This window comes from Okeania sp. SIO2B3 (genome assembly GCF_010672525.1).
Classification (GTDB): Bacteria; Cyanobacteriota; Cyanobacteriia; order Cyanobacteriales; family Microcoleaceae; genus Okeania.
This window is the reverse complement of sequence record NZ_JAAHGH010000002.1, coordinates 184,167-196,447: the sequence shown is the minus strand read 5'-3', so window position 1 is coordinate 196,447 and position 12,281 is coordinate 184,167. Positions and strand designations below refer to the sequence as shown.

At 34.5% G+C, this 12,281-nt stretch carries 15 protein-coding genes; 8 read left to right on the top strand and 7 right to left on the bottom strand.

Annotation, left to right across the window (positions count from 1 at the left end):
* The first annotated feature begins 45 nt into the window (after nt 1-45).
* Both F6K15_RS02055 and F6K15_RS02050 read left to right on the top strand, forming a co-directional pair.
* Complete coding sequence (locus tag F6K15_RS02055) at nt 46-270, top strand: hypothetical protein (RefSeq protein ID WP_293056478.1); 225 nt, start codon at nt 46-48, stop codon at nt 268-270.
* A gap of 170 nt (nt 271-440) precedes the next feature.
* The gene (locus tag F6K15_RS02050) at nt 441-1,064 is read left to right on the top strand and encodes a hypothetical protein (protein WP_293056475.1); all 624 of its coding nucleotides are present in this window, start codon (nt 441-443) and stop codon (nt 1,062-1,064) included.
* Between the two features lie 231 nt (nt 1,065-1,295).
* On the opposite strand, the gene F6K15_RS02045 is transcribed toward F6K15_RS02050, so the two are convergent.
* From F6K15_RS02045 to F6K15_RS02035, 3 genes are all read right to left on the bottom strand, one after another.
* Nucleotides 1,296-1,700, bottom strand: a complete 405-nt coding sequence (locus F6K15_RS02045) for a type II toxin-antitoxin system VapC family toxin (protein ID WP_293056473.1) — start codon at nt 1,698-1,700, stop codon at nt 1,296-1,298.
* A gap of 421 nt (nt 1,701-2,121) precedes the next feature.
* On the bottom strand, nt 2,122-2,487 hold the full coding sequence (locus F6K15_RS02040) for a hypothetical protein (RefSeq protein ID WP_293056471.1): 366 nt from the start codon (nt 2,485-2,487) through the stop codon (nt 2,122-2,124).
* Nucleotides 2,488-2,530: 43 nt separating this feature from the next.
* Nucleotides 2,531-2,989 (bottom strand): DUF6232 family protein, encoded by a 459-nt coding sequence (locus tag F6K15_RS02035; RefSeq protein ID WP_293056469.1) that lies wholly within the window; start codon nt 2,987-2,989, stop codon nt 2,531-2,533.
* Between the two features lie 246 nt (nt 2,990-3,235).
* Between F6K15_RS02035 and F6K15_RS02030 the strand changes: the two genes are divergently transcribed.
* Complete coding sequence (locus F6K15_RS02030; protein WP_293056466.1) at nt 3,236-3,757, top strand: hypothetical protein; 522 nt, start codon at nt 3,236-3,238, stop codon at nt 3,755-3,757.
* Nucleotides 3,758-4,163: 406 nt separating this feature from the next.
* Here the strand turns inward: F6K15_RS02030 and F6K15_RS02025 are convergent, their stop codons facing one another.
* Nucleotides 4,164-4,388 carry a XisI protein gene (locus F6K15_RS02025; RefSeq protein ID WP_363267196.1) on the bottom strand — a complete coding sequence of 75 codons (225 nt, stop codon included), beginning with the start codon at nt 4,386-4,388 and terminating at the stop codon, nt 4,164-4,166.
* A 640-nt stretch (nt 4,389-5,028) separates the two neighbouring features.
* Here F6K15_RS02025 and F6K15_RS02020 point away from each other — a divergent pair.
* Nucleotides 5,029-6,756 (top strand): ABC transporter ATP-binding protein/permease, encoded by a 1,728-nt coding sequence (locus tag F6K15_RS02020; RefSeq protein ID WP_293056464.1) that lies wholly within the window; start codon nt 5,029-5,031, stop codon nt 6,754-6,756.
* 30 nt (nt 6,757-6,786) lie between these two features.
* A complete protein-coding gene (locus tag F6K15_RS02015; protein ID WP_293056462.1) occupies nt 6,787-6,939 on the top strand; it encodes a hypothetical protein in 153 nt (50 codons plus the stop codon).
* Nucleotides 6,940-7,251: 312 nt separating this feature from the next.
* Here F6K15_RS02015 and F6K15_RS02010 read toward each other — a convergent pair whose 3' ends face one another.
* Nucleotides 7,252-7,380, bottom strand: coding sequence for a hypothetical protein (locus F6K15_RS02010; RefSeq protein ID WP_293056460.1), 129 nt, complete (start codon nt 7,378-7,380; stop codon nt 7,252-7,254).
* 18 nt (nt 7,381-7,398) lie between these two features.
* Between F6K15_RS02010 and F6K15_RS02005 the strand changes: the two genes are divergently transcribed.
* From F6K15_RS02005 to F6K15_RS01995, 3 genes are all read left to right on the top strand, one after another.
* Complete coding sequence (locus F6K15_RS02005) at nt 7,399-8,217, top strand: alpha/beta fold hydrolase (RefSeq protein ID WP_293056458.1); 819 nt, start codon at nt 7,399-7,401, stop codon at nt 8,215-8,217.
* A 16-nt stretch (nt 8,218-8,233) separates the two neighbouring features.
* Nucleotides 8,234-9,043: an alpha/beta fold hydrolase gene (locus F6K15_RS02000; protein ID WP_293056456.1), complete on the top strand. Its 810-nt coding sequence runs from the start codon at nt 8,234-8,236 to the stop codon at nt 9,041-9,043.
* A gap of 520 nt (nt 9,044-9,563) precedes the next feature.
* Nucleotides 9,564-10,346: an SDR family NAD(P)-dependent oxidoreductase gene (locus F6K15_RS01995; RefSeq protein WP_293056454.1), complete on the top strand. Its 783-nt coding sequence runs from the start codon at nt 9,564-9,566 to the stop codon at nt 10,344-10,346.
* A gap of 256 nt (nt 10,347-10,602) precedes the next feature.
* Here F6K15_RS01995 and F6K15_RS01990 read toward each other — a convergent pair whose 3' ends face one another.
* A complete protein-coding gene (locus F6K15_RS01990) occupies nt 10,603-11,058 on the bottom strand; it encodes a DUF29 domain-containing protein (RefSeq protein ID WP_293056452.1) in 456 nt (151 codons plus the stop codon).
* A 38-nt stretch (nt 11,059-11,096) separates the two neighbouring features.
* A complete protein-coding gene (locus F6K15_RS01985) occupies nt 11,097-12,071 on the bottom strand; it encodes an NADPH:quinone oxidoreductase family protein (protein WP_293056450.1) in 975 nt (324 codons plus the stop codon).
* Between the last annotated feature and the right edge of the window lie 210 nt (nt 12,072-12,281).

The window sequence follows — 12,281 nt, the reverse complement described above, 5'->3', positions numbered from 1 at the left end:
TTCGCAAACTTCTGTAATTATTATAACTAACAATAGGTAGAAATCATGTCAACAGTTTATCGTTTAAAAGCCAGTGAAATAGACCATCATTTTCTAGAAGAAATTCAAGCTAAATTTGGAGAAAAAGAAATTGAGATAGTTGTTTCAGAATTTGATGAAACAGATTATCTTTTCAAGTCAGAAAGCAACAAAAATAGACTATTAAAAGCTATTAAAAATGTAAAAGAGCATCAAAATTTAGTCGAAGTTAATTTAGAAGATTTGCAATGAGCAGAAGAATTGTTTTTGAATTATCTACTTTTGCAGATTTTACTGAGTGAGCAAAATTAGATAAAAAAAATTATCGTAAAATTGTCGAACTAATTAAAGATATAGAGCGATCGCCGTTTGAGGGATTGGGAAAAGCAGAACCTCATTTTTTGAATATTAAGACTTGTTTTATGTTAATTAATGATATATATAGACAAAAAAGAAAGTTGTTTATCGGTTTAGTCAAAAAACGAGTAAAATTTGGGAGTGGTAGCAGTCTAGAATTTTTGGAAAAACGTACTTGGACTTATCCTGTGAGTAATCTAAAATTAATCATCAAACAAGCACCTTTTGTTGTAGTTAACGGTGTAGCAACTAGACTATATATGCCAGAAAGAATGACATTAGATATTGATATTTTAATTAAATTTGAAGACCGTAATTTAATTTACCAAGATTTAGAAAATTCTCATAGTCAAAAAATAGGTGATTTAAGTATCAGTGGTAGTCAATGGAAATTACCAGATAATACTTCTTTAGATGTTTTACAAGGAGAAGATGATTGGGTAGAAGAAGCGATCGCTAATCCTAATTATGCTCCTGATGGTTTACCAATTATTGCCCTACCATATTTAATTTTAATGAAACTATCAGCTAGTCGAACTCAAGATTTAGCAGATATTAGTCGGATGTTAGGTTTAGCTAAAGAAAAAGAACTAGATAAAGTTAGAGAAGTTATTAAAATTTATCTATCAACTGCACAAGAAGATTTAGAAAGTTTAATCACTTTGGGTAAATTGGAAATAGGAAATTAGACAGTTTAGGTAGGTGCTTTTTTAATCACAGTTATAGGAAGTGTGAATGATTTGATTGCTGATTTATTAGATGAGCTAGAAGATAGTGTCTAGATAAGTTTTAGATTCTGTTCTCCCCTGCTCCCTGCTCCCCTACTCCCCTACTTCCCACAAGGTTTTCAGGAGCTCCTTATCAGGGATAGCTTTTAGGGAGAGGTAATTATCAATTATCAATTATTGGAATATTCACCTTTATTCAACAAACCAGTTTTCTAGTTTTAAATCTTCAAAATTTTCAAAATCAACTACATTGTTAGTTACTAAAATTAGATTGTTAGTAACAGCAATAGAGGCCATTTTACTATCAATAAAACTAGCAGTTTTACCTATCTTAGATAATCTATTTCTCTCTTGTGCATGGTATTGTGCAGATTTTAAATCATAATTAAATACAGGGATATTTAAAATCAGATCGTTAATATATTCCTCAAAAAAATTACGTCTCTTTGATTCTGGTAAACGCCAGCAACCATATAACAACTCGTGAATAACTACTGTAGCTGTACAAATTTTTAATTTATTGATCCTAAACTTATTAACAACTTGAGGATGAGGAGAAGGACGCATAGACTCAGAAATTATATTAGTGTCTAGCAAATACTTTAAATTCATAAATCAACCTCTCTCCCTGGTGACTTATCTCGTAAGTTATCAAAAGTATTATCATCGAGAGTAATTCCTTCTTGTTCTATTTTTGCCCTAAATTTTTGGTCAGCCTATCAAAAATCATTAACCTCTTTAATTTCTATTAAAATTTCTTGGTTATCTGGTAAATTTATTTCCTCTAATAACTCGATAATTTTTCCTTTTTTAATTCCTTTTACTAACATAAAGTTAACTTCTTAAATATACAGCAAATTTTGGTTGAATTATAGCATTTATGACTGACAAATTAAAATAGATTTAGATATAGGGTTTTGACAAAAATTACTTGTGTTGGGTTGATCCTGCGGATAAGCTACGCTAACGTTGCCTCAACCCAACCTACAAAAACTATCTCAACAATTCATTGAAGGATTCAATGCTTTTTCAATACTTCATTTACACCTTCGATAAAAAATTGAGCAACGGGATGCTCGATCGTCTTTTTTAAAGCTGCAAAACTTCCTGCTTTTACTCCTCGGATAATTCGCTCTTTTAACTGAGGGTTTTTATCAACTTCATCTACAGCTTTATCACTCAAATCTCTATAACTATCGTTAGGATAATCTGCTGAAAGTTGATTTAGTAGGTCTTTAATATCTTTAGCTGCTTGTGCTAGGTCTGGAGAATTATTAATGTTGGTTATTTTTCTTTTATCAACTCCAGTCTGGAAATTTCCTGATTGGTTAGTAATGTCTCCTTTTGCATGGTTAAAATTAGTTTGTTGTCCTTGATTATTCATATTTTTTTCCCTCCATATAATTTAAGTAAATAGTATGTTTTAACTACCCAACTTGAACCCCATTTTCAAAGGAACCGCTTTGGTTTATTATGTCTCCATCAGAAACATTGAAAGTATAATTAGCGGGTTTATCCTGGTTATTCATAATTTCAGTAATTGTGTTAATAATTCTGTTGATGAGACTTTCATCCTTAGATGTGAGCAATCTTGTGCTTCCAGCGCTTGTTTCTATGGTGATGCCATATCTTTTAGCCTTAGTAAATCGCTCTATAATTCCCAATGCAGTAAGAATAATTACGCTCCATGTGAACAACGACACATCTGGATTATTCTTCATCCATTCAATTCCCAATAAACTGAGGACAACGCCAACAATGATGAATTTTAGCTTGAAAAAATAGTTTGGTTTAATTCGATACTTTCCTACGCTAGTAATATTTCTGACTTGATAAACTTTATTGTCCAAAGTAATGGTATTATTAGTTACATTTAATCTACTCATTTTGATTCTCTAAGATTTGTAAGAAATGTCCTTTTTTGCCTAAATAAAATACATCCTAACTTTAGTTATCCTTTATTGTTCAGATTCACTAATTGCTCAAGATATTCTCATTTTAATCAAGCTATATTAATATCGACCACTCGAAAAAGGACGGATCAAGAAGGAGATTTTATTAAAAACTTTGAAAAAGACGGATAATGAAGGATAATAGCGGATAAATTATTCAAACAAATTAATTGTAAAAAAATGGACTGGCAAACAGTTTTAAATTCAATTGATAAGTTGGTCTTTCAACAAACAGGAAAACATTTGGATAGTCTACAAATGGCAATTTTGAAGGGAGTTCTAAATGGTCAGAAATACACGGAAATTGCGCAAATGTACGGGGGTACTAAGGGTCATGCAAAAGATGAAGGATACGAACTCTGGCAACTTTTATCAGAGGTTTTTGGGGAAAAGCTAAAGAAGTCAAATTTTTGCGCTACAGTCGAACGTTTAGGAATGGCAAATATAATAGTAAATCATGTTCGTGTTGATAATATTAATCTTTGCAATAATCCCGAAACAACAGAACTAAAAAATAGGGATTTTGTTAATACTAAATCAGATGACAAAAAGACAACCTCTTGCCAACCCACCATTGAAAACGTCTTGTATACAAATAAATTAAATACTGTCTCTAAATTAATCAAACTGGGTTTAACAGCAGAGCAAATTGCTGAAGCAGTAGATTTACCATTAAATGAAGTACAACAATTAATGGAATAAATTTGTATATTGTTAGAATAGGGCGATAGATTTCGTTAGTATTATGATTGATAAAAGTGTAGCGATCGCCTCCCATCACTACTCAAATTTCCCCAAAATATCTATTCCGCAATGGTTAAATATTGAGGTAATTTTTTTCGTCAAGCTGTCATAGAATTGATTGAAAATATTTATAAGCATTCTAATGTTACGGTAGTTAAGCAAACAAATAGTCAATTTCAAGAAGGATTATTTTTGTATAAACAAAGAGTAGATAAACAATGGAGTCTTACAGATTGTGTTTCTTTTCAAATAATGGAATATTACAATATTTTATAGGTACTTGCTGATGATAAGCATTTTGAACAAGCAGGTTTTATTGCTCTATTGCGAAATTGAACTTCAAGCTAATATTAGGAGCGATCGCTCAATATTTATAGACCTCTCTACCTAAATTTGTAAACTTACGCATATAAGGCGACTTGTATCCTAGCACTATATCAGACTTAGGAACTCCTGCTTCAATTAACTCATTAGCTATCCCGACTGCGGTTCCATCTCGTTGAATCCAAATTTTCCCCGCTCTAATCTCAATATGAATCACACATCCAAAAACTCGTTTTTCTCCACACCATCCGACATGAAACATCAGATAGCGATCGCGTTAGAGGTCGAAAGCAATTTGAGTTTCTACTTCCCGGTCATCAGGATCGGACTCAAAATGTTTTTTGACAATTGACTTAATTACTTTTCTATATTCCTCTATTTCCATATGACAATCTCCTCTCTAATTGGATTAAATACAAGCAAATTTAATTGTATCCGCATATTAGGATAGCGCTATAGATTTTGTCAGTATTATGGAAGCAAGTTTAGCGATCGCTCTGTTGCGACACACCTAATATCAAGTAATATCATGTCCGTTGGTATAGTCCCGTGTAAAAGTTGGGGAAATATCTACCGCCATATAAGTAAAATTTTTCCTTTTCTTAAAGCTTCTTCCAACTTCGGTCTTCCTTACCTTCTCTATACAAGACCGATGTTACCGGACATGATATAACATTAATTAACTGCAATGTAGGGACGTTGCATACAACGTCCCTACCAGGTTGGGTAAAGATTGTTTATTATAGTTATTGAATGAGACATGATATAAAATTTTGCAATAGTAGGAAGGAAAGCTGAAAACTCAGACAACGCCAGATTCTTCCTTCTTCCTTTTGCTATAAGTATAGCATTCTTTTCAAGAAAGGTTTAAACTTATTAAATGTCTTACCTTGTAAATAGACAGAATGAAAAATCTAAAACTTAATTTCAGTATTTTCCAGAGGTTTTGGGCAATTGGTAAACTATATTGGTGGGAATCTCCAGAAAGATGGCGAGCAATTGGTTTATTTATATTGTTGCTTTGTCTTCTCAGTTTAGATTCAACTATAGGAGTTAATCAACTCAAACAACAAGGAGAATTAATTTCTGCTTTAGTTGATACGGACTCTGAGAGATTCTGGAAATCTGCATTTTTCTATATTGGTGCTTCTGTTGTGTTAGCTGTTAATGTTGCTACTTGGCAGTATGTGGAAGATAAAATCCGTCTGTATTCTCGAGAGTGGTTAACCAAATTTTATTTAGATAAGTATTTCCAAAATGATTGTTTCTATAGAATAAATACCCTCTATCGAGAAATTGATAACCCCGATCAGCGAATTGCAGAAGATATTACATCATTTTGTCATCGTTCTGTGAGGCTATTTCGGCAGTTTACTTTAGCAATTTTTAACTTGTTTGCATTTGGAATTCTACTTTGGGAAAAATCAAAATTCTTGGTTCTGATTTTAGTTATATATTCTATAGGAGGTATGCTAATTACAACTATAGGTTTTGGTAAAATTTTGATTCCAATTAAAAAAGAACAACTGAAACGAGAGGCAAATTTTCGATTTGGTTTAGTGAGAATTCGAGAGAATGCTGAATCAATTGCTTTTTATCATGGAGGTAATAGAGAATTTACCTATATTAAGCAGATATTTGCTCCGGTTTTAAGTATTTATAATAAAGTAATTACTTGGGAGAGAAACTTAGATATTTTTCAAAATATATATAATTATATTACCTGGATGTTACCTGCTTTAGTTATTGGTCCGAGAATTTTGGCAGGGGAACCAGGGTTGGAAGTGGGAGCAATACAAGAAGCTAATGGAGCTTTTGGAAGGGTCTTTAGGTCCTTGAATATCATAGTTAGGATGTTTGAATTTCTCACCAGTTTTATCGCAGGGATTGAACGTTTAGAGAGTTTTGTGAAAGTTCTAGAAGAACCAAAAGCATCACCAGTGGAGGGTAGTCAAACAATTGATACTGTTGAAGAATCACGTTTAAGCTTACAGCATCTTACTTTGCAAACTCCTAACTATCAAAGAACTTTAGTTAAAAATGTATCTATAGAATTACAACCGGGAGAAGGACTTTTAATTGTGGGGGTGAGTGGTAGTGGAAAGAGTTCTATTTTACGAGCGATCGCTGGTTTATGGAATTCTGGAACTGGGACAATTTACCGACCGAAATTAGAAGAGATTCTTTTTTTACCACAACATCCTTATATGATTTTAGGTTCCCTACGAGATCAACTGCTATATCCACGCACTGACTTAAATATCTCTGATGAAATAATTTATCGAGTGCTTAACCAAGTTAATTTGCCAAAATTAGTAGAAATATTTGGTGGTTTAGATGCTGTTGAAGATTGGGACCGTGTGTTGTCAATGGGAGAACAACAACGGGTAGCTTTTGCTCGTTTGTTGTTGACTCAACCCCGTTATGCAATTTTAGATGAAGCAACGAGCGCTCTGGATGTGCAAAACGAACAAAGTCTTTACCAACATTTGCAAAGTTTATCGACTACTTATGTTAGTGTCGGACATCGACCAACTTTGTTACAATATCACCACCAAGTTTTGGAAGTTATGGGTGATGAAACTTGGCGAGTGAGTTCTGCACAAGATTATAAGTTTATGCCAATTCATTAGATTTCTCTAGGGAAATGGGGAGATGGGGAAATGGGGAGATGGGGAGATGGGGGGATGGGGAGTGTGGGAGATGGGGAGTGTGGGAACCCACCCCTCGCCCCTCCCCCTCCCAGGAGGGGAATGTGGGGAGACCGAGAAAGATTTGGCAATGGCGCGAGGATGGAACATTTTTGGCGTTGGTAAATTAGTGTATGATATTAATCTTAATTACTTAGGAGTCAGGAGTCAGGAGGAAAGAAAGAAGAAGAAACCCCGAGTATAAGGATAAAGTTTTTTGGTCGTGTAAAGAAAGGTAATGGACTTCTGTCGCGCTCTTATTCGGAAATGATATCATACCTCAAATTACCAACGCCCATTTTTTTATACCGAACCTGAGCAGATTTGATATAATTGATAGTTTATTGATAAGAATTGATTTTATTTTTGATTTTTGGAGATGTCTATTAATATTTATAGCAGTTTAAGGAAGATTAGGACAAATGAAAAGCTGAAAGTTCAGACAACATAAGATTTTTCCTTCTTCCTTCTTCCTTCTTTCTTCTTCCTTCTTTCTTCTGCTATACCGAAAAATATGAAAAATAATGCTACAGGTAGTCTAATATAAAATACAGAAATTGATGTCATATACATAACTCAAGGAAAATGAAAAAAACAATTAAAAAAGCTTTTTTAGACACAGAAGACGGACAAATTTTTTACCGCATAGGGGGAGAAGGAGAACCTCTAGTTTTACTGCACATGACTCCTCGAAGTAGCGACGAATTTCAAGAGTTAATGGCAATTTTAGCTCCTAAATATCGTGTTATTGCCATGGACTTAATGGGGTTAGGAAATTCAGATAAACCTCCTAGAGAATATTCTATTGCAGACTATGCTAAAACTGTCATTTTATTGTTAGATGAATTAGAAATTCAAAAATGCAGTATTTTGGGCAGTTTAACGGGGGGTTATATTGCTGGAGAAGTAGCCGTATCTTATAGCGATCGCCTGAATAAATTAATCCTTTGTAATACTCATGGTTTTGATGCAGAAGAAGCTGAAAAAATTGGCGAAAGATATAGGCAAGGATTTACCATAAAAGAAGATGGTTCTCACCTCATGGAAAGATGGTTAACACGGAGTAATTATCTGGAAGCGGAATTAAATCACCGTTGTCTTATTGATGATTTAAAAACTTTTGGTGGACCTATTTATACTGGTTTAGCAGTTAGTAAATATTGTGTTTCTGCTCAAGAAAGGTTTAAACTTATTCAATGTCCTACCTTAGTTTGTACAGGAACTAAAGCATTAGAACCTTTAGAAAAATATGGTTTAGCAAAAGCAGAAAATCAAGGTTGGTTATCAGAAGCAATTCCCCATAGTCAAGCTTTTGAAGTTAAAGGGGGAACCATTTGTATGATTAATCAAATGGCTGAAGAAATATCTACAGTTGTTATTGATTTTTTAGATGAAAATAAATGAGGATAAATTAAATATTATGAAAATCAAGAGAGCTTTTTTAGACACAGAAGATGGTCAAATACACTATCGAATTGGAGGAGAAGGTGAACCACTAATTTTGCTGCATCAAAATCCAATAAGTAGTAATGAATATCGAGAATTAATGCCAATATTTATTAAAGAAAAAAAGTTAGTTATTGCTATGGATTTTTTGGGTTTTGGTGAATCCGATAAACCTCCCAGAATGTATTACATTGAAGACTATGCCAAAACAGTTATTTTACTTCTAGATAAATTAGGAATCAAAAAAGCAAATATTCTTGGGTATCATACAGGTGGTTTTGTGGCAGCAGAAGTTGCAGCAGTATACCCAGAAAGAATTAATAAACTTGTGTTATCTGGTATTGATTATTTTGAGGAAGAGCAAAGAAAAACACTTTATAATAGATTTTCTGAAGCTTACCAAATTAAACAAGATGGTTCTCACCTAATAGAAAGATGGCCTGTTCGTTTAAGTTATGTAGATTTAGAATTAAATCATCGTTGTTTATTAGATGAGTTTAAATGTCATGGTTATCCTCCCTATGGTCCCTTTGCAATAATGAATTATGCAGAAAAAAGCTTAGAAAGATTTAGATTAATCAATTGTAAAACTTTGATATTATCTGGAACTGAAGACATCAAACAACTAGAAAAATTAGGAATTGCAGAAGCAAAAAATAGAAAATTAATTGCTGAAATAATTCCTAATGCGAAGATGGTTGATGTTGAAGGTGGTACTGTTTATATGATGAATCAAATGCCTAATGAAATTGCTAAAATAGTTGTTGATTTTTTAGATAATTAGAGAATTAATTTAATGATGGAGTCCTCAGGAGTCAGGAGTCAGGAGGGAAGAAAGGAGAACAGAAGGAGAAAGTTTCTTATTACTAATAGACATAGGCGTGATCATAAAAAATAAAATCAATTATCACATAGAAATTATCAATTCTTTTCCCCTACTGCCTACTGCCTACTGCCTCTTTTCTGGAGATGTCTAATTAGGGTTTGCTGAAAAAGTCTTATGGGTGAGGGTAGAAGACAACCCACCCCTCGCCCCTCCCCCGACCGTGGAGGGGAAGACAGGAGAAATGGCTTGGGAGCGAGGAGATAGGAGTAACAATTGTAAGAATGATTTTTCTGCCCAACTATGAGCCTAAAATACTAACTTTTTGAGCGTTTTAGACGTGATACTAGGCACTACAATTCGACCCCAAAAAGGCACTTACCTTTATCTGTAAATACTTTTAGATTTAATCAGCAAACCCTAATTATCCGGACATGATATAATACCGAATTCGGTGATAAAATTAACTATATTAATACTTATGAAAGTTGCTTTAATTACTGGCGGAACTCGTGGAATAGGGTTAGCTATTTCTCGTAAATTAGCTGAAGATGGTTTTAATCTTATCCTGGGATATCATTCTAACCATGATGCTGCTTTTGCAGTTAAAAAAGAGTTAGAAAAATTGAATATTAAGGTTATTACTGTAGCTGGAGACATCAAAAAATCTGAAACCGTTGATGCTTTATTTCAGGTAGTCGAAGAAAACTTCAATAGTCAACTTACAGCTTTTGTTCATGTCGCTGGTTATGCTATTACCGCAACACTCCCAGGAAATTTTACTTTTGAACAGTATGAAGCAGCTCAAGAAATTTATCCTAAAGCATTTATTCGCTGTATCGAAAAAGCTCTAACTTATATGGTTGATGGTCAAGGTAGGGTCGTTGTTATTTCTGCAACAGGTGTTCATAACCCAGGAAAAGTTTATGGAATGGCCGCACCCGCAAAAGCAGCAATGGAAACCTTGGCCAAACATTACGCGATCGCCGTTGCTCCACGGAGAATTACTGTTAATATTATTACCCCTGGTTATATCAAAACTCAAGCATGGGATGGCTATCTCGAGAAAGTACCTTATATTGATAAAATGCCTCCCCAAGTAACTCCTATGGGAAGATGGGGACAACCGGAAGATATTGCTCCTCTGGTTGGGTTTTTATGTTCTCCAGAAAGTCAATTTATTACAGGTCAACATATTTATGTTGATGGTGGGTTAGAATTATCTTTATTTTGGAATATTCATCGGTTTAGTCAAACTTTATAACGCTACTTGAATAGGGAACAAGAAACAGGGAATAGGAAACTTTCAACAATTAATAATGAATAATGAATAATTACCTCTCCTTGAAAGAAGAGGATTGACTAATAATGAAAATTTTTCTTTATTATCCCCTTAAAAGGGGAGGCTTTAAACCACAATTTTTCGGTAAAAGGGTTTTAGGATTAAAAAATGTCCGTGCCCAATTCTTGTAGTGCTATAAAAGCAGAATAATCGATCGTCGTGATGAAAACCGCGATAATCAATTTTCTGGCAATCTTTTCATCAAATCTTCAAAAGTATAAGGACAAATATCAGGTAAACTAACATCATACATTTTTAAAACTTTGCGCTTTGCTCGCTCATATTCAGCTTCAATATTGATTTTATTTAATATGGTATTAGTAAGTCTTCTCTCAATTTCATCTTGGAAATCATCAATTTCATCAATCCAATGTCCACGCGATTGAATCTCATTAGTGTAGTCTAGCTTTAACCTGTGGATTATGATTTGTTTTAAAAAGCTATGAACCGCGTTAATTTGCTCTTTTCCCAAGTTGTCTATCTCCTCCTTTAAATTCTCCCAATCAAGTGCTTTTTCATTATGTTCACTCAAAGCTTTTGCTTGTTCTTCTGTCCATTGAACAAAATCTGTTTCATATAGGTTAGTCATTCTAGTTTTTGTATTGGTTTGTCTTGTCACGTCAATATAATTCATCGGTAAAACTCCTAGTTAGATTTTTAATTTTATGATTTTTAAGGAACTACAATAATTTTTCCCATCAAACGACGCTGCTCCATTTTCGTCAATGCTGCTGACACTCCCTCCAGACTGACTACTTGCTCAATAGTTGACTGTAACTTTCCCTCTACAAATGCTGGTATAACTAAATTTTTGAGAGTTTGCCAACTCGTCTGATAATCACTGTTATACCAAAGGGCAATACCGTAAACTGTAATATTCCGCCCCAGTAATTTTCCCATTGGTAAAGCAGCATCTAAACCAGTAGTCGTACCATAGCAAGCAATACGACCATTATTAGCTATAACTTCTAAACAGTCAGCAAATGTCACCTTACCAGCACCATCCACTGCCACCTGTACCCCTATATTATTTGTAATTTTTCTGACTTCAGAAACTACACTTTGACTGCTATAGTCAATGCCATAGTCAGCACCCAGTTTCAATAGGTATTCCACTTTAGCTCTATTACCAGCAGTGGCGATAACTTTTGCTCCCAATAATTTCGCTAGTTGTATTGCTGTCGTCCCCACACCACCACTACCAGGATGGACTAATACCCACTCTCCCACCTGAACTTTTGCCCGATATATCAGAGCTAAAATAGCAGTCAAATAGTTAATAGGTAAACTGGCAGCTACTTCAAAGGATATATCATCAGGAATAGGTAATAATTCTGTTGCTGGAGCGATCGCCATTTCGGCAAAAGCACCTTTAACGTGTCCTACCACCCGCATTCCTGGCAAAAACCCTTCAACTTTTTCCCCAACTGCATCAACTATACCTGCTGCTTCTTGACCCAGAGTTTGAGGTAGTGGGTCATTCCCTGGTCTTTTATATTTTCCGTAGGTCATTTGCAGGTCTGAGTTATTAATTCCTGCTGCTCCTACACGCATTCTAATTTCACCAATATTTGGTGTTAAAGTCTCTGTTTCTTCTACTCGAATACCATTAATACCTGTATATTCATGTATGCGAACTGCTTTCATTTTTTGTGTGTTATACCAAATTGATAAGTTTTTGCTACAAATAGTTAGGATATTTCTTAGGAGTCAACCCACCCCTCGCCCCTCCCCCTCCCAGGAGGGGAACGACTGAGTCAGGAGTCAGTAGGGGAAGGAGAAAGTTTTTTGTTTGCTGGCGCACAACGCACGTTAACGCGGAGCGCGGAACGGAGTTCTATCCCTAATTATCCGGAC

What these genes read in the sequence shown, in the direction of transcription:
- F6K15_RS02000 (WP_293056456.1), top strand. Translation starts at nt 8,234, where the DNA reads ATGAAAATCAAGAGAGCTTTTTTAGACACAGAAGATGGTCAAATACAC.
- F6K15_RS02030 (WP_293056466.1), top strand. Translation starts at nt 3,236, where the DNA reads ATGGACTGGCAAACAGTTTTAAATTCAATTGATAAGTTGGTCTTTCAA.
- F6K15_RS02005 (WP_293056458.1), top strand. Translation starts at nt 7,399, where the DNA reads ATGAAAAAAACAATTAAAAAAGCTTTTTTAGACACAGAAGACGGACAA.
- F6K15_RS02050 (WP_293056475.1), top strand. Translation starts at nt 441, where the DNA reads ATGTTAATTAATGATATATATAGACAAAAAAGAAAGTTGTTTATCGGT.
- F6K15_RS01995 (WP_293056454.1), top strand. Translation starts at nt 9,564, where the DNA reads ATGAAAGTTGCTTTAATTACTGGCGGAACTCGTGGAATAGGGTTAGCT.
- F6K15_RS02040 (WP_293056471.1), bottom strand. Translation starts at nt 2,487, where the DNA reads ATGAATAATCAAGGACAACAAACTAATTTTAACCATGCAAAAGGAGAC.
- F6K15_RS02020 (WP_293056464.1), top strand. Translation starts at nt 5,029, where the DNA reads ATGAAAAATCTAAAACTTAATTTCAGTATTTTCCAGAGGTTTTGGGCA.
- F6K15_RS01990 (WP_293056452.1), bottom strand. Translation starts at nt 11,058, where the DNA reads ATGAATTATATTGACGTGACAAGACAAACCAATACAAAAACTAGAATG.
- F6K15_RS01985 (WP_293056450.1), bottom strand. Translation starts at nt 12,071, where the DNA reads ATGAAAGCAGTTCGCATACATGAATATACAGGTATTAATGGTATTCGA.
- F6K15_RS02015 (WP_293056462.1), top strand. Translation starts at nt 6,787, where the DNA reads ATGGGGAGATGGGGAGATGGGGGGATGGGGAGTGTGGGAGATGGGGAG.
- F6K15_RS02055 (WP_293056478.1), top strand. Translation starts at nt 46, where the DNA reads ATGTCAACAGTTTATCGTTTAAAAGCCAGTGAAATAGACCATCATTTT.
- F6K15_RS02010 (WP_293056460.1), bottom strand. Translation starts at nt 7,380, where the DNA reads ATGACATCAATTTCTGTATTTTATATTAGACTACCTGTAGCATTATTT.
- F6K15_RS02035 (WP_293056469.1), bottom strand. Translation starts at nt 2,989, where the DNA reads ATGAGTAGATTAAATGTAACTAATAATACCATTACTTTGGACAATAAA.